The organism is Streptomyces sp. NPDC054770 (assembly GCF_053611985.1).
In genome coordinates this window covers 49,608-69,516 of the sequence record NZ_JBSHBL010000043.1, presented here as the reverse complement: position 1 = coordinate 69,516, position 19,909 = coordinate 49,608, and the positions used below count along the sequence as shown (strand labels likewise).

The following is a 19,909-nucleotide window of genomic DNA, read 5'->3' as shown; positions in this document are numbered from 1 at the left end:
GCGTACGGCCCCCGGCCCCGCGCCGAAGCACGGCCGACCGCCGCCAGGACGAACGACGGAAGGACACGACTGCCGTTATGGCGACCGAATCCGCGACACGCGGTACCGGTGGACTCACCGCACTGGTGCACCGGGCCTGGGCCGAGGCGCTCGGCCACGAGGAATTCACCGACGAGGACCACTTCTTCCAGGTCGGCGGCCACTCCCTGGGCGCTCTGCACGTGGTCAGGGAACTCGGCGGTGCGCTGGACCGCCGGATACCGGTGCGGGTGCTCTACCGCAACCCGACGGTGCGCGGGCTGGCCGACGCCCTCACCGGTGACCCGGGCGCGGCGGCGGACGGCACCGCCGGACGGTCCGGGGCGGCCGACGGGGAGCGCCCGTGACCGCCCGCCATGCCGGGCTGCCGGCGTCGGCAGCCCAGACGGAGATCTGGCTCGCGGACCGCTGCGAGCCCGAGTCCGGCCGCTACAACGTGCCCGTCGCCCTGCAGTTCCTCGGCGGACTGGACGTGCCGGCCCTGCGCCTGGCCCTCGGCGACCTGCTCGTCCGGCGGCCCGAGCTGGCCGGCCGGTTCGACAGCGAGGACGGGGAGCTGCTGTTCCACCCGGAGCCGTCCGCGCCGCCCCCGCTCGGTGTCTCCCGGCGGGCCGGGTCCTGCCGCTCGGAGGCCGCGCGGCACGACGCGGTACGGGAGGCACAGCGGCCCCTGGACCCGGGCACCGCGCCGCTGCTGCGCGCCGACGTACTGCTCCACGACGACGGCGCCCTGGTGGTCCTGACGGTGCACCACATCGTGGCCGACGGACGCACGATGGACGTCATCGTGGGCGACCTGCTCGCCGCCTACCGGGCCCGCGCCCGCACCCGCGGAACGACGGCACCGGACACGGCGTTCCCGGTCGCTCCGGTCGCTCCGGTCGCTCCGGTCGCTCCCGTGCTGCCGTCGTCGTCCGTCGTCGGCGTCGTCGGCGTCGTCGGCGGGGACGGCGGGGACGGCGGGGACGGCGGGCGGGTCCCGGCCCCGTACTGGAGGGAACTGCTCGCCGACGAGCCGGTGCCGCTCGGACCACTGCCCGACCTGGTGCGCGCCGGGGACCAGCTCCGCGGCGCGGCCGGATACGTCGAGAGCACCCTGCCCGCCGAACGGCTCGCCGCCGTACGACGCATCGCCGTCCGGCACGCGGTCACACCCGCGACCGTGCTGCTGGCCGCCTGGAGCCTGCTGCTGCACGCCTGGTCCGGCGAGCGCGAGGGAGTCCTCGGCATGCCGTTCGCCGGCCGGGACGCGCCCGGATCCGAGGACGCCGTGGGCCTGTTCACCCGGGTCCTGCCGGTCCGCAGCGGCCTGGTCCCCGACGACGAGTTCGGCGCCCACGCGGGACGCCTGGGCGAACAGGTGCTGGACTCGATGGAGGCGCTGGCCGCCGGGGGACCGCCGGCTGCGGCGACCGCACCCGCGTACCGGGCCGTGTTCCTGCACCAGCCCCGCACCGAGGCCACCCAGGAGGTGCCCGGCGCGACCGTCCGCGTGCTGCACCTCGACACCGCCTCGGCCAAGTACGACCTCGCCCTGGCCGCGCTGGAACACCCCGACCGGCTGGTGCTGCGCATCGACTACGACACCGGCCTGTACCACGAGTCCTCGGCCGCGCTGATGGTGCGCCAGCTCGACGAGCTGCTCGTGGCCGCCGAACGCCCCGGCGCCCGCTGCCGGGAACTGCTCGCCGAACTGGCCGGCCGACCCTCCCGGGCCGGTGCCCCGGCGCCCGACGCCGGGCCCGCCCGGTCTGCCGAGACCGCGGCCGCGACTCCCTTCGTGGCGGCCGGTGTGCCCGAACTGGTGCTGCGCGAGGCCCGGCGCGATCCGCACGCCGTCGCCGTGGTGCACGGCGAGCAGACCCTCACCTACGGCGCCCTGGTCGAGGCGGCGGCCCGGGCCGCGCACTGGCTCAGGTCCGAGGCCGGCGTCCGCCGGGGCGACCTGGTGGCGCTGCTGCTGCGGCCCGGCCCGCACACGGTCACCGCGATGCTGGCCGTCGCCATGGCCGGGGCGGCCTATGTACCGCTCGACCCCGCCCACCCCGACGCCCGGCTGCTGCTGGTCCTCGACGACGCCCGGCCCCGGCTGCTCATCGCCGAGGCCTCCGAAACCGGCCGGGCACCCGGCGGCCTGCCCGTGCACACCCCGCAGGACATCGCCCGCGCCGCCGAGGCGCTGCCGGGCACGCCGCCCGCCGTGGACATCGGCCCGGACAGCCTGCTCAACGTGCTGTACACCTCGGGCTCCACCGGCCGTCCCAAGGGCGTACTGCTGCACCACGGCGGGGTACTGCGGCTGATGCACCGGCCCGGCTTCCTGCCGCTGGGCCCCGACGACACCGTCTCCCACCTGTCACCGCTCAACTTCGACGGCGCCACCTACGAGATCTGGGGCGCGCTCTGCCACGGCGCCCGGCTGGCCGTCCTGGACCGGGAACTCGTCCTCGACCCGCCCGCGCTGCGCACCGCCGTCCGCGATCTGGGCGTGACCACACTGCTGGTCACCACCCCGCTGCTCAACCGCATCGTCGAGGACGCACCCGACCTGCTCCAGACCCTGCGGCGGGTGTACTTCGGCGGCGAGCTGGTCTCGGTCCCGCACCTGCGCAAGGCGCTGCGCTGGGCACGGCCGGGCACCCTGCTGCACAGTTACGGCCCCACGGAGAACTCCTTCACCTCCACCTGGTACCCCGTCGAAGAGGTGCCCGACGGCGCCCGCACCCTGCCCATCGGCAGTCCGGTCCCCGGTACCCGCGCCCATGTCGTCTTCGAGGGCACCCTCGTCCCCGCACCGCCGTACATGCCGGGCGAACTCGTCCTCGGCGGCACGGGCGTGGCGCTCGGGTACCTCGGCGACCCGGTCCGCACCGCCGAGCGGTTCGTGGACGACCCGTTCACCGCGGAGCCGGGCGGCAGGCTCTACCGCACCGGCGACCGGGTGCGCCGCACCGCCGACGGGCAACTCGAGTTCATCGGGCGGGACGACAACCAGATCAAGATCAGGAGCCAGCGGGTCGAACTGGGCGAGGTCGAGTCCACGCTGCGCGCCCACCCCGACGTCACCGCGGCCTTCGTCACCAGCCGCCGCAACGACCGGGACGAGAAGGAGATCGTCGGGTACGCGGTGCTCGCCCGGCCCGGTGCGCACCCGGAGGTCATGCGCCATCTGCGGGCCTGTCTGCCGGGCTTCGCCGTCCCCTCCCACCTGCTCGTCCTCGACGCACTGCCGCTCACCGCCAACGGCAAGATCGACCGGCGCAGGCTGCCCCGGCCCGAGGACACCGAGGTGCCCGCCGTGCCCGCGCCCGCCCCGCCCGAATCCCCGGGGCCGACGGGCGCCCCGGCCACCGGCGACCCGGATCCGCACCGGGCGGTCCACGAAGCGTGGCGCGAGGTACTGGGCGACCGGTCCTTCGGCGCCGACGACAACTTCTTCGACGTCGGCGGGCACTCCCTCCTCCTGGTCCGGCTCCAGGCGGCGCTGCGCCGGGCCACCGGCACCAGGCCCTCCATCGGCGACCTGCTGCGCCACACCACGGTGCGGTCCCAGGCGCGGCTGCTCGGCGGTGACGGCACCGACCTCCGCCCGGCCACCAATCCTCCCGTGGGACGGCGCCGGCCGCCGGCCGCGGCCATCACCGACGACGCCACCGACGACGCCATCGCCGTCGTCGGCATGGCCGCGCGGTTCGCCGGAGCCGCGGACCTGCCCGCCTTCTGGGACAACCTGCGCACGGGGCGGGACTGCTTCACCGAGGGGCCGGGCCCGCTGATCACCGAACTGCCCGGCGGACAACTCCGGGTGGCACGCTGGGGCATGGCCGCCGAGGGCGCTCGTTACGATGCAGACTTCCTCGGCTTCAGCGCCGACGACCTGCGCGCGGGCGACCCACAGCAGGGAATCCTGCACGAGGTGCTGTGGTCGGCCGTGGAGGACGCGTCGCTGCGGCTGTCCGAGATCGCCTCCCGCACCAGTCTGTACGCCGGCTGCGCCAAGGTCGTCGACACCGATCCCGAGGCCCGGGTGGACGACGTCGTGAACGCGGATCCCACTTTCGTCGCCTCCCGCTTCGCCTATCTGCACGATCTGTGGGGCGAGGCGCTGCTGCTGGACACCGCCTGCTCCACCGGCCTGTACGCCGTCCACCTCGCCTGCCGCAGCCTGCTGACCGGCAGCAGCGACTACGCCCTGGCCGGTGCCGTGTCGCTCGATCCGGCGTCCGACGGCAGCTACCGCTACCGCCCGGGCCTCCTCTACGCCGACAACGGCAGGTGCCTGCCCTTCGACCGCAGTGCCTCGGGAACGGTGGGCGGCTTCGGCGCCGGAGCGGTGCTGCTGCGGCGTCTGGCGGACGCCGAACGTGACGGGGACCCGGTGTACGCGGTGATCCGGGGGAGCGCCGTCAACAACGACGGGCGCGCCCGGATCGGCTACTCCGCGCCCGGCGTGGCGGGTCAGACCCGGGTCATCCGGGACGCCCTCGCCGCCGCCCGGGTCAGCGGCGCCGACGTCGGATACGTCGAGGCCCACGGCACCGGAACCCGCCTCGGCGACGCCATCGAGGCCACGGCCCTGGCCGACGCGCTGGGGCCGGACGGGCCGCCCGTGGCGGTGGGGTCGGTCAAGGCCTCGGTGGGGCACTGCAACACCGCCGCCGGTATCGCCGGCCTGATCAAGGCGGTCCTCGCCGTGCACCACGGGCACCTTCCCGCGACGCCCAACGTCCGCGAGCCCATCGACGAACTCGCCTCGGCAGCCCGGCTGTCGCTCCTCGGCGAGGGCCGCCCCTGGCCGGAGGAGGCGGAGCGGCCGCGCACGGCCGGCGTCAGCTCCTTCGGCGTGGGCGGCACCAACGCCCACGTGGTGGTGCAGCAGCACCGGGCCGCGTCGGCGGCAGCCCCCGTACCGCAGCTCGAAAGGACCTGACCCGCCGTGGCCGACCCGCAGACCCGACCGACCGCACCGCCGGACCCGGACGCGCGCCGTGTGCTGGCACTGTCCGCCCACGACCCCGAGTCCCTGGCCGAGATGCGCCGCCGCCTGGCCGCGTGGCTGGACGACGCGCCGGACACCGATCCCGACGACGTCGCCCTCACCCTCCAGACGGGCCGGGAACGCTTCCCCTGCCGGGACGCGGTGGTGGGCACCCGTACCGATGAACTCGCCCGGCTGCTCAGGGAACGGAACGTCGCCGACGCCGGTCCGGTGGGGACGCCCGGCGACGGACCCGTGCTGGTCCTCGACGGATCGCCGGCCACCGCGGGGGCGGGCCGTGCCCTTCCCGAGGTCGCCGATGCCTTGCGCCTGGCCGAGCACCTCTGCCGGGACAACGGCGATCCGGCGGCCGCCCGGAGCGTCGCCGTCCAGTACGGCGTGGCGGCCTGGCTGCGGGCCCGCCGCGTGGTGCCCTCCGCGGTGCGCGGCGAGGGACCGGGCGCCCTCGCCGCCGCGGCGGTGCGCGGCGACCTCCCGCTGCCCGACGCGCTACGGGCCGCCGCCACCGGCGTCCCGGCACGGGTCGAGGGCGTGACCCGATCCGGGGGCGAGGGCGAAACCCGCCCCCGGGACGAGGCCATCGCCCGCGCCCAGGCCGGCGGCGACGGCACCGGGCCGGCCGCAGTGCGGCCCGGCACGACGGTGGTCCGGATCGGTGGGTCCCGGCCCGATGCGCCCGGTGAGCCCGGCGTGCTCGTCCTCGACCCGGCGGACGACGCCTCGTACGCGCGGCTGCTGGCCGAGCTGTGGTGCCTCGGCTTCGACGTCGACACGACCCTGGGCCGGCCGGGCCGCCGTGTCCGGCTGCCCGGCCACCCCTTCCGCCGACGCGAACCGGGCGGCGCCGGACCGGCCGACGCCCCCGAGACGCGCGCGCTGACACCGTACGAACAGCGCTGGCTGTTCTACGACCTGGTCCGGCACGGCTCGTCCGGCGACCACATCGTGACCGCCGAGGCGGTGCTCGACGGGCCCCCTCCCGTCGCCCGGACGCTGGCCGCGGCCTTCGCCGAACTGCAGCGGCGGCACCCGGCGCTGCGGACCGTCTTCAGTGAGCCCGGCGGCCGCTGGCGGGCCCGGACCCTGCCGGCCCCGGCCGCCCGGCCCGACCACCTCGCCGCCGACCCCGCCGGCGGACCGCAGGAGCTGCGGGAGGCGGTGCGCCGCGCCGCCCGGCAGCCGCTCAGCCTTCGCGACACACCGTTGGTGCGCTGCTGCGTCCGGAGCGGAGCCGCCCACTGGGCCCTGTCCCTCGCGATGTACGAACCGCTGACGGCGGCCGCGGACCCCCGACTGCTCCTCGACGAACTCGTCGCACTCGTCGGCGCCGGCAGACCCGGCGGCGCCCCGCTCCCCGAACCCGAACGCGTCTGACAGCGCCGGCCTCGCCACCACGCCCCCGTCCACGCCCCGTCCACACCCTCCGCAGATCGGAACCCCGATGACACTCCTGCACACACCACCCACCGCCCTCCCCGCAGACTGGTACGGCGCCGCCCCCGCCCCGATCGGCGTCGACCAGGCGTTCAACGGCTACGTCGCCGCCACCGTGGTGCACACCCTCGACCGGCTGGGCGTGCTGGACCGGCTGGCCGAGGACCCCCGCCTGGACGTCCCGGAGTTCGTGCGCGCCGCCGGACCCGCGGTCCGCGAACGGATCGTCCGCGAGGTACTGCGGGCCGCCGCCGTGTGCGGCTGGCTGCGGCTGGAGGACGGCGGTGACACCGCCGTCCTCACCGACGCCGGACGCGAGACGATCCGCATGCGGGGCTACTTCACGTGGGCGGTCGGCGGCTACAGCGACCTCTTCTCCGGAGCCGCCCGACTGGCCACCGGCGAGGCCGCCTTCGGCTCCGACCTGGTGCGCGACGAGGCGATGGTCGCCCTCGGCTCCGGGCAGAACGACCGCTCCTTCATGTCCACCACCCTCGACGACGTCCTCGCCGGCGTCGACTTCCACACCCTCGCCGACCTCGGCAGCGGCATCTCCGCCCGTGTCACCCGGGTCGTCGGCTCCCGGCCCGGCACCCGCGGCCTGGGCCTGGACATCAGCGGTCCCGCCACCGAACTCGGCCGGCGCACCATCGCCGAGGCCGGCCTCCAGGACCGGGTGCGGGCCGTCCGGGCCGACGTGCTCGACGTGTGCCACCGCGAGGCCCACCGGGACGCCATCGCCGAGGTGGACACGGTGATGAGCTTCTTCCTGCTGCACGACCTGCTCGCGGATCCGGAGACCCGGCCGCACCTGTTCAGCCGACTGCGGGAGGCGTTCCCGGCGGCCAGGACCTTCGTACTCGCCGACACCATGCTGCGCCCGGAGGCCGAGGGCTCCGCCACGCTGCCGGTGTTCTCCCTCGGCTACGAACTCGCGCACGCGCTCATGGGCGTCCCGCTGCACACCAAGGAGACCTACGAGGAGCTCTTCGCGGGCGCCGGACTCCACCCCGTGCGCACGGTCGCCTTCGGCACCCCGCACTCCTGGCTGTACGTCCTGGAGGCCCGGTGACCACCCGTCCGTTCGCGGTCGTGCGGGAGTTCTCGCCGCGCACCCGGGCCGTCCTCGCCGTCAACGCGGTCAACTCCTTCGGCGGCGGCCTGGTCCTGCCCTTCCTGTGGATCTACCTGGGCCAGATCCGCGGCCTGGCCCCCTGGGTCCCCGCCGCCACCCTGGCCGTCCAGGCGGCCACCGCGGTCGTCGGCGGCCTGGCCTGGGGCGCCGTCCTCGACCGCCTCGCGCCCCGCACGGTCGTCACGCTGGTGATGTGCGTGGCGGGCACCGGCACCGGCCTGTACGCCTTCGCCACGGGGGCGCCGGTCGCGCTCGCCGCCGCGGTCGTCTACGGGCTCGGCATCAGCGGGGTGGGCACGGTCCTGCGCTACCTGTACGCGGGTGCCGCCACGGCACGCGAGCGCGGGCTGGCCTTCTCCGCCGACTACGCCGTGTTCAACGCGATGACCGGCCTCGGCGTCCTCGTCGGCGGCCTGGTGGCCGCCTCCGGACCGGGCTCGCGCGCGGCCCGGTTCGCGGCCCTCTACCTCGCCGACGGATGCACCTTCCTGGCGGCGGGAGCCGCCTTCCTGCTCCTGCTGCCGCGCCTGGACCGCTCCGGGCGGCGGGCCGGCGCCGACGGCGGCGGGTCCGGACCGTCCGCGAAGCCGGTGGGCTACCGCGACGTGCTCGGACAGCGGTCGCTCGCCGTACTGCTGGCCACTCTCACGCTGTGTTCGCTGGTGTCGTACGGACAGCTCAGGTCCGGGCTGCCCGGCTACCTCACGGCCGGCGGCGCGGTGGGTCCGGAGGGCCTGTCGGGCTCCTTCGCCGTGAACATCGTGGTCGCCGTGCTCACCCAGGTGCTGCTGGGCGAGCGGATCCAGCGGGTCCGGCGCAGCACGGTGCTGTCCGCCTCCGGCGGTCTGTGGGCGGCGGCCTGGGCGCTGATCCTGGTCGCGGGACGCCAGCACGGCGCCGCCGCGACGGTCACGGCCATGGGCGGTGTGCTGCTGCTGTCGGTGGGCGAGGCCCTGGTCTTCCCCGTCGTCACCGGACTGCTCAACGACCTCGCCGAGGAGCGGATCCGCGGCCGGGTCAACGCCATGCTCTCGGTGGCCGTGTCCACCGGATCGGTCGCCGGGCCCCTCCTGGCCGGCGTCACGCTGCCCCTCGCGGACGGGCTGCCGCTGGTCGTCGCCCTCGTCGCCTGCAGCGGGGCCGTCGCGCTGGTGGGAGCCGGACTCCACCGCGTCCTGCCACCGGACGCCGACCTGCCGGCGCCCACCGACCCGCAACCGGACGCGCAGGACATCGCAGACGCGCAGGCCGACGCGCAGGCCGTGGCCGATACCGGATCGGCCCCCGTGGCCGCCGCCCCGTGACCGCCCTCGCTCCCCGTCGCAGCCTCAGGGAAGGACCCGCCATGCACAACTGGCCGCTGAGCGACATCACCGTGCGCACCCCGCTCGTCGAGCTGCGCTGGCCGACGCCGCAGGACCTCGACGACCTCGCGGGCCTGGGTGCCGAGGGCGTGCACGCGCCCGGTTTCATGCCGTTCTTCTCCCAGTGGACCGACGGTGACCCGGCCACCGTCGCCCGCCGCGTCCTGCAACGCCACTGGAACGCCATGGCCGGCTGGAGCCCCCAGGACTGGACCCTGTTCCTGGTGGTGGTGCACGACGGCGAGGTGGTGGGCTCCCAGTCGCTGGGTGCCCGTGACTTCGCGGTGACCCGCGAGGTGCTGCTGACCTCCTGGCTCGGCCTGCGCCACCAGGGCCGGGGCCTGGGCGGCCACGCCCGTGCCGCCGTCCTGGAGCTCGCCTTCGCCGGCCTCGGTGCCCAGGACGCGTTCTCCGTGGTGCGCCGGGAGAACGAGGCCTCGCAGGCGGTGTGCCGCAAGTTCGGCTTCCTGCACGACGGCACACAGGTCAACGCCGTGCGCGGCGGGCGCGTCCTCAGCGACCGGTACCGGCTCGGCCGCGACGCCTGGGCGGCGGGCCGCCGTATCCCCGCCGAGATCAACGGCCTGGAACCGGCGCTGGCCATGTTCGGCGCCGAGGCAGGGGCAGGGGCCGAGGCTGGAGCAGGGGCCGTACGCACCGCGCCGGCGACCACCGCGCAGGCCGCCACGCTCTCCGGCGTCCGCTACGCACCCGACCCTGACCACGCCGACGCCTGAGGAACGGCCATGCCACGCCCCGTCATCGCCGTCGTCTACGACTTCGGCTCCGTCGCGCCCGCGGACATCGTGGACCGCCTCGAACCGCTCGGCGACGTCGTCCTCGTCGTGTGCGACTCCCCGCACACCCGGCAACTCGCCCCGCTGCTGGCCGACCTGGCCCTCGTCGTCCCCCTCGACGGGGACGACGAGGACCGGCTGGACGCCGCCGCCGACCGCCTGCGCGGCCACCGCCCCGACGCCGTGCTCACCTACAGCGAGCGCAGACTGGCCACCACGGCGGGCCTCGCCGCCCGCCTCGGGCTGCTGTACCACGGCACGGACACCGTGCGGCTGCTGACCGACAAGTACGAGCAGCGGCGCAGGCTGCGCGAGCGGGGCGTGGACCCGGTGCGCTCCGCGCTGCTGCGCACCCCGGCGGACTGGGCGCCCGCGCTCGCCGCCGTGGGCCTGCCGGCGGTCCTCAAGCCGGCGCGCGGCGAGGGCAGCCGCAGCACCCACCTGGTACGCGACGCGGCCCGCGGCGCGGAACTGGCCGGGAGCCTGCTGGCCGCGCCCGGCGCCGAGGGCGGCGAGGACGCCCTGGTGCTGGAGGAGTACCTGGCGGGCGCGGGCCGCGGACCGTTCGGCGACCACGTCTCCGTGGAGAGCTCCGTGGCGGCCGGCCGGGTCGTGCACTGGGCGGTGACCGGCAAGTTCCCGCTGGCCCCGCCGTTCCGCGAGGTGGGCCACTTCTGGCCGGCACCGCTCGCCGCCGACGAGCGGGAGGCCGTGCTCACCCTGGCCGCCCGCGCCGTCGAGGCGCTCAGCGTACGGACCGGGATCACCCACACCGAGGTGAAGCTGACACCGGACGGCCCCCGGCTGATCGAGGTCAACGGCCGGCTGGGCGGCTTCCAGGGCGGTCTGGGCCGGCTGGCCGGCGGACTGGACCCGGTGGCCCTGGCCGCCCGGCTGGCCCTGGGCGGCCCCGTCCCCGACGTCCGGGCGCCCGAGGACCGCGTGGTGTACGCCCGTGCGGTGCCGACGCCCGTGGCGGGCGGACTGCTCACCGGCGTGCACGGCGTCGCCGACGCGCTCGCCCTGCCGGGGGTCGCCGGCTACGAGACCCGGGTGCGACCCGGCACCAGGGTCGGCCCCGGCGTCGGCACGGGGGAACTCGCCGTGCTGTGGGGTACGGCCGACGACCACGACACCATGCTCGCCGTCCTCGACCGGGCCCTGGACACCCTCACCTACACCTTCGCCGACGCCGTCGGCACCCCCGCCGGGCGGACCGTGCGCGCCCGCGACCTCGCCGGGTCCGGCGAACCCCTCCCCTCACCCCTTCCCCCTCTCGGCTTCACCCCGCTCGACGGACGAAAGGCCCCGCGATGACCACCGAGACACCGACCCCGGCCACCGGCCCGGCCCGCGCCGAGATCCGCACCGACATCCCGCGGTTCCTGCCGGTGGCGGGACACCACGCGCCGGCCCCGTTCTACCTGACCGCCGACATGTTCGGCGGCGTCCCCGTCGAACTGGCCGGCGGCCCCGTCACCGACCTGGTCGGCAAGCCGGTCGCCGACCCGCACCGCCATGAGGTCGACGAGATCTACTTCCTGGTGTCGCCCCGCCCCGGCGGCGCCCGCATCGAGGTCCTCGTCGACGGCGACCGGCACGAGCTGACCTCCCCGGCCCTGCTGCGCGTCCCGGCCGGCGCCGAGCACCGCTTCCTCACCCTGGAGGCCGAGCCCGGCAGCTACTGCTTCGGACTCCTGCTCGGCGGTGCACGGTGACCGCCCCCGCCGTCCCGCGCAGCCGGCCGGACGCGCCCGCGCGCCTCCATCTCAGCGAGAGCCCCTACGGCCCCAGCCCGCGCGCCCTGCGGGCCGCCCACGAGGCCGTCGACGACACCGGCACCTATCCGGACCCGACCCGCACCGCGCCCGTGCAGGCCATCGCCGGCCTGCTCGGCGTCGGGCCCGACCAGGTCGCCGTCGCCAACGGCAGCGACGAACTCGTCCTGCTCACCGCCCTGTCTCTCGGTGATTGGCAGCGCCCCGGCATCACCACCGCCGGCACCTTCCCCGGCTACCGGATCTGCCTGGAGAACGTGCGCCGCGGCTGCCGGGAGGTCCCGCTCGACGGCACGGCACCGGGCATCGCCGCGCTGGCCGGCGCCCTGGACGGCGCGGGCGTCGCCTACGTGTGCAACCCGCACAACCCCACCGGCGGTGCCCTGGACCGCGCCGCGTTCGATCTGCTCGTCGAACGGGCCGCGGCCACCGGCACGCCCCTCGTGGTGGACGAGGCCTATCTGGACTTCGCTCCGCCCGGCACGCCACAGGTGCTCGACTACCTCGGCACCGGCGCGCCCCTGCTGGCGCTGCGCACCTTCTCCAAGGCGCACGGCCTGGCCGGGCTGCGCATCGGCTACGCGGTCGGCAGCAGGGACCTCGTCGCCCGGCTGCGTGAGGTCCAGGGCAGCATGCCGTTCAGCGTCAACCGCGCCGCGCAGGCCGCCGCGGTCGCCGCTCTCGCCGACCGCGAGCACCTGGAGCGGGTGCGGCGCGGCAACGAGACGGCCCGGGAGCGGCTGCGCGCCGAACTCGCCGCGCGCGGACGCCGTGCGCTGCCGTCGGTGACCAACTTCCTGGCCGTACCGGTGGCGGACTCCGCACGCGCCGAGCGGCTGCTCGAACGCGACCACGGGATCCTCGTCCGCGACGCCGGCCGGTTCGGCCTGCCCGGACACCTGCGGATCTCCGTCGGCCCCGCCGCCCAGCTCGAGCGGCTCCTCGACGCCCTCGACGCCGTCGCCCCCGGCACCGGCGAGGACGCCGGTCCCACCCACGCCGGTCCCACCCACGCCGGTCCCACCGATGCCGGTTCCAACCCCCGTATCCGCACCACCGTTCAGGAGCACCAGTGACCCATGTGATCGCCCTCGACGCGCAGGACGCCTACGCCGTACTGCCCGCCTCCGCCGCCCTGCCGGACGGCTGGCGGGACACCGGCTGGTCCGGCGACGAGCCCACCTGCCGGCGGCAGGTGGCCGAACGCCCCTCGGCGGTCCTGGAGACGGACCGGCTGCGGCTGCGCGAGGTCCAGCCGGCCGAGGCCGCCGAACTGCGCGAGGGACGGCCCGCGGGCCTCGACTGGCTGGGCGGGACGCCCGGCGAGGGCTCCCGGGAGGCCGCCGGGATGCTCCTCGGCGCCCACGCGGCCGGCGGCCACCGCCCCGGCTGGGGCATGTACGTGCTGGTCCGCACCGAGGACGACCGCGTCGTCGGCGGGATGGGCTTCCACGGCCCGCCGGACGGCGGAGGTGCGGAGATCGGCTTCGACCTGCATCCGGACGCCCGCGGCCGGGGCTACGCCACCGAGGCCCTGGCCGCCCTCGCCCGCTGGGCGCTGGAGCAGACCGGCGTCGACACGGTCCTCGCCACGACCACACCGGACAACATCCCCTCCCGGCGCGTCATGGAACGCGCCGGCTTCGCCCGCCGCCCCGACCGCGACGGCCTGCTCGTCTACGCCCTCACCCGCTGACGGGACGTCAGTCCCGCTCCACCCGGCTGCGTCGCCCGGTCCTTCCGCGCGACGCCCCGTCCGAAACCACCCGCCGCAGTGGCCGGGAGAAACCGAGGCACCTCGTGACAACCGCCCCCCTGTCGGCCGCCCCGCCCTCCCGGGCGCCGGCCGCCGCGCCCGCCCAGCCATACGCATACCGACGCCACGAGGCCGTCGAACCCGACTGGCGGCGCTTCCCGGCCTGGCGGCACGTCACCGCCGCCGAGTGGCGCGACCCGCAGTGGCAACGCGCCCACTGCGTCAAAGGAACCGGGCAGCTGCGCGAGGTGGCCGGCGCCGGACTCGACGACGCCTTCTACGACGATCTCGACGCGGACCAGCGGCAGTACGCGACGATGCCGATCCTGCTCACCCCGCAGGTGCTGAACACCATCGCCCCGACGGCCGCCCCCAGCACCACCGCCTGGTACGCCGACCCGGTCCGCCGCTACATGCTGCCGGTGGCCAGCGACCGGCACCCCAGGTGGCCGAGCCACCCGCTCGCCTCCCGTGACTCCCTGCACGAGGCGGAGATGTGGGTGGTCGAGGGCCTCACCCACCGCTATCCGACCAAGGTGCTCGCCGAACTCGTCACCACCTGCCCGCAGTACTGCGGGCACTGCACCCGGATGGACCTGGTCGGCACGTCCACCCCTCAGATCGACAAGTACCGGTTCGTGCTGCGGCCCGCGGACCGCCTCGACCGGATGCTCGCCTACCTGCGCGCCACCCCCACCGTGCGCGATGTCGTGGTCTCCGGGGGAGACGTGGCCAACGTGCCCTGGCCCCGGCTGCGCTCCTTCGTCGACCGGCTCCTGGACCTGGACAACGTCCGCGACATCCGGCTCGCCAGCAAGGGACTGATCGGACTGCCCCAGCACTGGCTCGCCCCCGACGTGCTCGACGGCATGGCGGAACTCGCCGCCAAGGCGTCCGCGCGCGGGGTCGGCCTGGCCATGCACACCCACGCCAACAACGTGCAGCAGATAACCCCGCTGGTCGCCGAGGCGTCCCGGGCGCTGCTGGCCGCGGGACTGCGCGACGTACGCAATCAGGGCGTGCTCCTGCACGGCGTCAACCACACGTCCGAGGCACTGCTCGACCTGTGCTTCGCCCTGCTGGACACCGCCGGGATCATGCCGTACTACTTCTACCTCTGCGACATCGTGCCCGGTGCCGAGCACTGGCGGCTGCCGCTCGCGGAGGCCCAGCGGCTGCAGCACGCCATCATGGGCTATCTGCCCGGATTCGCCACGCCCCGCCTGGTGTGCGACGTCCCCTACGTCGGCAAGCGATGGGTGCACCAGGCCGATGCCTACGACCGTGAACTGGGCGTCTCCGACTGGTCCAAGAACTACCTGACCTCGATCGAGCACGACGATCCGCGGGCGCTGCGACGCACCCACCACTACTACGACCCGCTGCACACCCTGCCCGACGCCGGGCAGGCCCACTGGGCGCAGTGGCGGCCGGGGGAGGAGCGGTGACGCGGGCGGACGGTTCGCCGCTCGGGCTGCACCGGGTGCTCGCGCCGGCCGGGGCGCTGCCGCAGGCGGCCACCCGGCTCGATGCCGACCCCCGGCTGCGCGACGACGAAGTGCGCATCGACGTGGAGTACCTCAACCTGGACGCCGCGTCCTACCGCCAGCTGCACGAGCAGCACGGCGGCGACGGTGACGCGATCCGGGAGGCGGTGTGCAGGATCGTGCGTGAACGCGGCAAGATGCACAACCCGGTGACCGGCTCCGGCGGCATGCTGATCGGCACCGTGGCGGAGGCCGGGCCGCGCACCCCGCTCGGCCTCAAGCCCGGCGACCGGGTGGCGAGTCTGGTCTCCCTCACGCTGACCCCGCTGACGCTGACGGACGGACTGCGGGACTGGGACGGCCTGGGGGAGCGGGTGCCGGCCCGCGGCCACGCCATCCTCTTCGGGCGGTCGGTGGCCGCGGTCCTCCCCGCCGACCTGCCCGACGAGCTGTCCCTCGCCGTTCTGGACGTGTGCGGGGCGCCCGCGCTCACGGCGCGCACCGTGGCGCAGTACGCCGCCAAGGCGGCTTCGGCACCGTCGGTGGCCGTCCTGGGAGCGGCCGGCAAGTCGGGCACTCTGGCGCTGGCCGCCGCCCGCCGGGCCGGCGCCGGACGCCTGGTGGGAGTCGTACCGAACGCGGCGGAGGAGGCCGCGCTGACCGCCTCCGGCCTGGCCGGCACGGTGCTGCGGACCGATGCCCGCGACGCGGTCGCGCTGAGCGACGGCCTGGCGGCGCACGGCGGACCGGTCGACATCACCGTGGTCTGCACCGACGTGCCCGGCTGCGAGCACGCCGCGGTGCTGGCGACCCGGGACGGCGGCACCGTGGTCTTCTTCTCGATGGCCACCTCGTTCCCGTCGGCCGCGCTCGGCGCGGAGGGGCTGGGAGCCGACGTCACCATGCTGATCGGCAACGGCTATCAGCCCGGCCACGCCGAGCAGGCACTGGACCTGGTGCGCACCGAGCCCGGGGTGCGCGAGCTGTTCGCCCACCGGCTCACCCCGTCGTCCCTCACGCACGACGGCGGAACGGCCCCCCGTGCCACCGGTGCCACGGTCCGGCCCGCCCTCGCTGCGCCCGCCGGTGCCCCTGCGCGGGCCACCACCGCACCAGGCGGAAAGCTGGGCCTCGATCCGCAGCTGGTCCGCCGGGCCCGGGAACTCGCCGCCCGGGCGGGCCGTCCGGTGGTGGACCTCGCCCGCTCCCACACCACCGTCGCCGTCGAGCGGGCGGCGCTGCGCCTGGCCGGGCTGTCCGGCGCGGACGCCGAGGGCATCCCGTGGGCCAACCGCCTGGTGGACGCGGTACGGGACCAGGTCGGACTGGAGCACGGGGTGGCCCTGCCGGTCTGGGACGCGCTGCGGGCCGGCGCGAGCCGCGACCTCACCGAACTCGCCGCCCGCGCAACCGCCCGGGAGGTGTCGTTCCGGCTGCCCGAAGGGGCGGCGGCGCAGGCGGCGGCGGCCGTCGCGCGCCGGGCCATGGCCGGGGGGCTCGCGAAGATCGACGCACGGCGCCGGGAACGCGAGCGCCTGACAGCGCGGTGGGGCGAGCCCGCCGGGCCGCTGATCTACCTGATCGTGGCCACCGGCGACATCCACGAGGACGTCCGGCAGGCCGTCGCCGCGGCCCGGGGCGGCGCCGACGTCATCGCGGTCATCCGCTCGACCGGCCAGTCCCTGCTCGACTACGTGCCACACGGCGCGACCCACGAGGGCTACGCGGGCACCTACGCCACGCAGGAGAACTTCCGCCTGATGCGCGCCGCCCTGGACGGGGTGTCGGCGGAACTCGGCCGGTATGTGCGCCTCACCAACTACGCGTCGGGCCTGTGCATGCCGGAGATCGCCGTCATGGCCGGCCTGGAGCGGCTCGACATGATGCTCAACGACTCCATGTACGGCATTCTCTTCCGCGACATCAACCCCGTCCGCACCTTCGTCGACCAGCGGTTCTCCCGGCAGCTCCACGCCCGGGCCGGCATCGTGATCAACACCGGCGAGGACAACTACCTCACCACCGCCGACGCGATGCAGGCCGCCCACACGGTGACGGCCAGTCAGCTGCTGAACGAGTACTTCGGCAAGGAGGCCGGGCTCACCGACGGCCAGCTCGGTCTCGGGCACGCCTTCGAGATCGACCCGGACCTGCCCGACTCGTTCCGGATGGAGCTCGCTCACGCGCTGCTCGCCCGCGAACTGTTCCCCGACGCCCCGCTGAAGTGGATGCCGCCGACCCGGCACATGACCGGGGACATCTTCCGCGGCTATCTGCTCAACGGGTTCTTCAACCTGGCCGGGGCACTGACCCGGCAGAACATCCTGCTCGTCGGCATGATGACGGAGGCCGTCGTCACCCCCTTCCTGTCCGACCGCGACCTCGCGCTGCAGAACGTCCGGTACGTGATGGACGCCGCCGGATCCCTGGAAGAGGACTTCCGCCCCGCTCAGGGGGGCGTGATCGCCCGGCGCGCGGAGGTGGTGCTGCGGGAGGCCGTCGGCCTGCTGGAGCGGATCTGCGAGGGCGGCCTGCTCGACGCCATCGCCGACGGCACCTTCGGCGGCATGCGCCGTCCCGTCGACGGCGGCCGCGGCCAGGACGGGGTGGTCGAGCGCGCCCCGGGCTACCGCAACCCCGCCTCCGAGCTTCTGGAAGCGTCCCCGGACCCCGACCCCGAAGGAGAAGACCGGCGATGAACACCCCTGCCGGACCGCCGTCCACGGTCCGTCCCTATGGCGACACCACCGACGACGGCATGGTGCAGATCTCGTTCACGCTCCCGCTGCCGCACGGCCGGCTGGCCGAGGGCACGGCCCTGCAACTGGCCCGGCAGATGGGCGTGGACCGCCCCCTGCTGGTGCACGCCCGGCCGGTGGGAACGGAGTTCAGTTTCTTCGTGGTGTACGGCGCGGTCGTGCACACGGTGGCGCTCGACTCGGTGGACGTCGTGGAACGGGAGTACCCGCTGCTGTCCGCGCAGGAGGTGGACGAGGCCGTCCACGCCGGTCTGGGGCGCGACCTGGTGGTGGTCGGCGCCTGCATCGGAACGGACGCGCACACGGTGGGCATCGACGCCATCCTCAACATCAAGGGCTTCGCCGGACAGAAGGGGCTGGAGTACTACCACTCGATGCGGGTGGTCAACCTCGGCGCCCAGGTCTGCGTGTCCGACCTGGTGCGCCGAGCCGTGGACGACGGCGCCGACGCGGTCCTGGTCTCGCAGGCCGTCACCCAGCGCGACGTCCATCTGGCCAACGTACGGGAGCTCAGTGCCGAACTCGACCTGGCGTTCGCCGGGCGCAGCAGGCCCCTGCTGGTCGTCGGCGGACCGCGGTTCGACCCGGGCACGGCGGCCGAACTGGGCGCCGACCGCGTCTTCGGGCGCGGCACCACCCCCGACGACGTGGCCAGCTACCTCGTCCATGCCCTGACCGGCGGAGGGTCCCGCCCGCGCCGGGACCCGGCCGACGCCACCGCACGGGCCGACGACACCAGGCCCTCCGCCACCCACGGGAGCGCCGTATGAACACCACGCACGCGCCCGCCCGTTCCCTGCCCGCCGCGCCGACGCCGACGGTGAGCGCGCCCGCTGCCGGCAGCCGGCTCGACGCGCGGTTCCGTGCGGTCGCCGCCCGGGCACCCGGCCGTACGGCCGTCACCGATCCGCAGGGCTCCGTCAGCTACGGGTGGCTCGCCGAACAGGCCGACGCCGTCACCCGCGCCCTGCGGGGCCGCGTCGCCCCCGGACAGCCCGTCGCGCTGCGCGCCGGACGGTCCCGGCACGCCCTTGCCGCCCTCCTCGGCATCCTCGGCGCCGGTGCCTCCTACCTGCCGGTCGACCCCGGGTATCCGTCCGAGCGGCAGCGCTATCTGCTCGACGACTCCGGGACCGCGCTGGTCCTGTCCGAGAACGCGGCGGCGCCGGGCGAGACGCCTCTCGCCGGGGTGGGGCCGCTCGTCCTCGCCGCCCGTCCGGCCGCGCCCGGCGCCCCCGTGCTCCCGCCCGACACCGCCTACACCATCTACACCTCGGGCTCCACCGGCGCCCCCAAGGGGTGCGTCGTCGGGCACGGGCAGGTGCTGGCCCTGCTCGACGCCGCGCTGCCGCTGTTCGACGTCGGAGCCGACGACGCATGGACGCTGTTCCACTCCTGGAGCTTCGACTTCAGCGTCTGGGAGATCTGGGGCGCCCTGCTGTGCGGAGGCCGGGCGGTGGTGGTCGACCGCGACACCGCCGCCGACCCCGACGCCTTCGCGGCGTTGCTGGCGGCCGAGGAGGTGACCGTGCTCAACCAGGTGCCGTCCGCCTTCGGCAACCTGGTGGCCGAAGCGACCGCGGCCGGAGTGCGGTTGCCCGCCCTGCGTCATGTCGTCCTCGGCGGCGAGGCGCTGGTCCCCGCCGACATCCGCCGCTGGTGGGACGCGGGCACGGCGCCCGGCGCCGCGGTCACGAACATGTACGGCATCACCGAGACGACCGTGCACGTCACCCACTGCCCCCTCACGCCCGAGACGTTGCGCGAGGCGGGCCCCGGGCGCACCCCGATCGGCCGGCCGCTGGCCCATCTGGACGTCGAACTGCGCGATGCATCGGGTGAGTTGGTGCGGCCGGGGGAACCCGGGGAGCTGTGGGTGGGCGGTGCGGGCGTGAGCCACGGCTATCTGGGCCGGCCCGAGCTGACCGCCGACCGGTTCCCCCCGGCGGCGGACGGCGGCGGCCGCCGCTACCGCAGCGGTGACTGGGCCGTCGCAGACGCCGACGGCCTGCTGTACTACGCGGGCAGGATGGACGGTCAGGTCAAGCTGCGCGGCTACCGCATCGAACTCGGCGAGATCGAGGCCGAGTTGAGGACGGTACCCGGGGTGAGCGGAGCGGCCTGCCTGGTCGACGACAGCGGTGGGACGCCGGTGCTCGGCGCCTATCTGGTCGCCGACCGGGGGCAGGTGCCCCCGGCGCGGGTACGCGGGGCGCTCGCCGGACGGTTGCCCGCCCATATGGTTCCCCAGCGTCTGCACTACCTCGACCGCCTGCCTGTCACCCCGCACGGCAAGCTGGACAGGGCGGCCCTGACGGCCATGTCCCGCTGACGCGCCCCGGGAGCGCGCTGCACGACGGC

At 75.4% G+C, this 19,909-nt stretch carries 14 protein-coding genes; all 14 read left to right on the top strand.

Annotation, left to right across the window (positions count from 1 at the left end; all coding sequences use genetic code 11):
- Window positions 1-77 precede the first annotated feature (77 nt).
- The 14 genes from ACWGKQ_RS31615 (at window position 78) to ACWGKQ_RS31550 (ending at window position 19,880) form a co-directional block, all read left to right on the top strand.
- Window positions 78-386 carry an acyl carrier protein gene (locus ACWGKQ_RS31615; protein WP_453295425.1) on the top strand — a complete coding sequence of 103 codons (309 nt, stop codon included), beginning with the start codon at window positions 78-80 and terminating at the stop codon, window positions 384-386.
- On the top strand, window positions 383-4,969 hold the full coding sequence (locus ACWGKQ_RS31610) for an amino acid adenylation domain-containing protein (protein ID WP_453295424.1): 4,587 nt from the start codon (window positions 383-385) through the stop codon (window positions 4,967-4,969). The genes ACWGKQ_RS31615 and ACWGKQ_RS31610 overlap by 4 nt, the downstream gene beginning before the upstream one ends.
- A 6-nt stretch (window positions 4,970-4,975) precedes the next feature.
- On the top strand, window positions 4,976-6,412 hold the full coding sequence (locus ACWGKQ_RS31605; RefSeq protein WP_453295423.1) for a CurL C-terminal domain-containing protein: 1,437 nt from the start codon (window positions 4,976-4,978) through the stop codon (window positions 6,410-6,412).
- 67 nt (window positions 6,413-6,479) lie between these two features.
- Complete coding sequence (locus ACWGKQ_RS31600; RefSeq protein WP_453295422.1) at window positions 6,480-7,544, top strand: SAM-dependent methyltransferase; 1,065 nt, start codon at window positions 6,480-6,482, stop codon at window positions 7,542-7,544.
- Window positions 7,541-8,911 (top strand): MFS transporter, encoded by a 1,371-nt coding sequence (locus tag ACWGKQ_RS31595; RefSeq protein ID WP_453295421.1) that lies wholly within the window; start codon window positions 7,541-7,543, stop codon window positions 8,909-8,911. Before ACWGKQ_RS31600 ends, ACWGKQ_RS31595 begins: the two co-directional genes overlap by 4 nt.
- 41 nt (window positions 8,912-8,952) lie before the next feature.
- Complete coding sequence (locus tag ACWGKQ_RS31590) at window positions 8,953-9,708, top strand: GNAT family N-acetyltransferase (protein WP_453295420.1); 756 nt, start codon at window positions 8,953-8,955, stop codon at window positions 9,706-9,708.
- A gap of 9 nt (window positions 9,709-9,717) precedes the next feature.
- Window positions 9,718-11,085, top strand: a complete 1,368-nt coding sequence (locus tag ACWGKQ_RS31585) for an ATP-binding protein (protein WP_453295419.1) — start codon at window positions 9,718-9,720, stop codon at window positions 11,083-11,085.
- Complete coding sequence (locus ACWGKQ_RS31580; protein ID WP_453295418.1) at window positions 11,082-11,486, top strand: cupin domain-containing protein; 405 nt, start codon at window positions 11,082-11,084, stop codon at window positions 11,484-11,486. Before ACWGKQ_RS31585 ends, ACWGKQ_RS31580 begins: the two co-directional genes overlap by 4 nt.
- Window positions 11,483-12,622, top strand: a complete 1,140-nt coding sequence (locus ACWGKQ_RS31575) for a pyridoxal phosphate-dependent aminotransferase (RefSeq protein ID WP_453295417.1) — start codon at window positions 11,483-11,485, stop codon at window positions 12,620-12,622. The genes ACWGKQ_RS31580 and ACWGKQ_RS31575 overlap by 4 nt, the downstream gene beginning before the upstream one ends.
- Entirely contained in the window at window positions 12,619-13,242 is a 624-nt protein-coding gene (locus ACWGKQ_RS31570) for a GNAT family N-acetyltransferase (protein WP_453295416.1), read from the top strand. Before ACWGKQ_RS31575 ends, ACWGKQ_RS31570 begins: the two co-directional genes overlap by 4 nt.
- Before the next feature lie 104 nt (window positions 13,243-13,346).
- A complete protein-coding gene (locus tag ACWGKQ_RS31565; protein ID WP_453295415.1) occupies window positions 13,347-14,750 on the top strand; it encodes a KamA family radical SAM protein in 1,404 nt (467 codons plus the stop codon).
- Window positions 14,747-17,488, top strand: coding sequence for a lysine 5,6-aminomutase subunit alpha (gene kamD / locus ACWGKQ_RS31560; protein ID WP_453295414.1), 2,742 nt, complete (start codon window positions 14,747-14,749; stop codon window positions 17,486-17,488). The genes ACWGKQ_RS31565 and kamD overlap by 4 nt, the downstream gene beginning before the upstream one ends.
- Window positions 17,485-18,318 carry a lysine 5,6-aminomutase subunit beta gene (gene kamE, locus ACWGKQ_RS31555; protein WP_453295413.1) on the top strand — a complete coding sequence of 278 codons (834 nt, stop codon included), beginning with the start codon at window positions 17,485-17,487 and terminating at the stop codon, window positions 18,316-18,318. The genes kamD and kamE overlap by 4 nt, the downstream gene beginning before the upstream one ends.
- A complete protein-coding gene (locus ACWGKQ_RS31550) occupies window positions 18,315-19,880 on the top strand; it encodes an amino acid adenylation domain-containing protein (protein WP_453295412.1) in 1,566 nt (521 codons plus the stop codon). The genes kamE and ACWGKQ_RS31550 overlap by 4 nt, the downstream gene beginning before the upstream one ends.
- Window positions 19,881-19,909 lie beyond the last annotated feature (29 nt).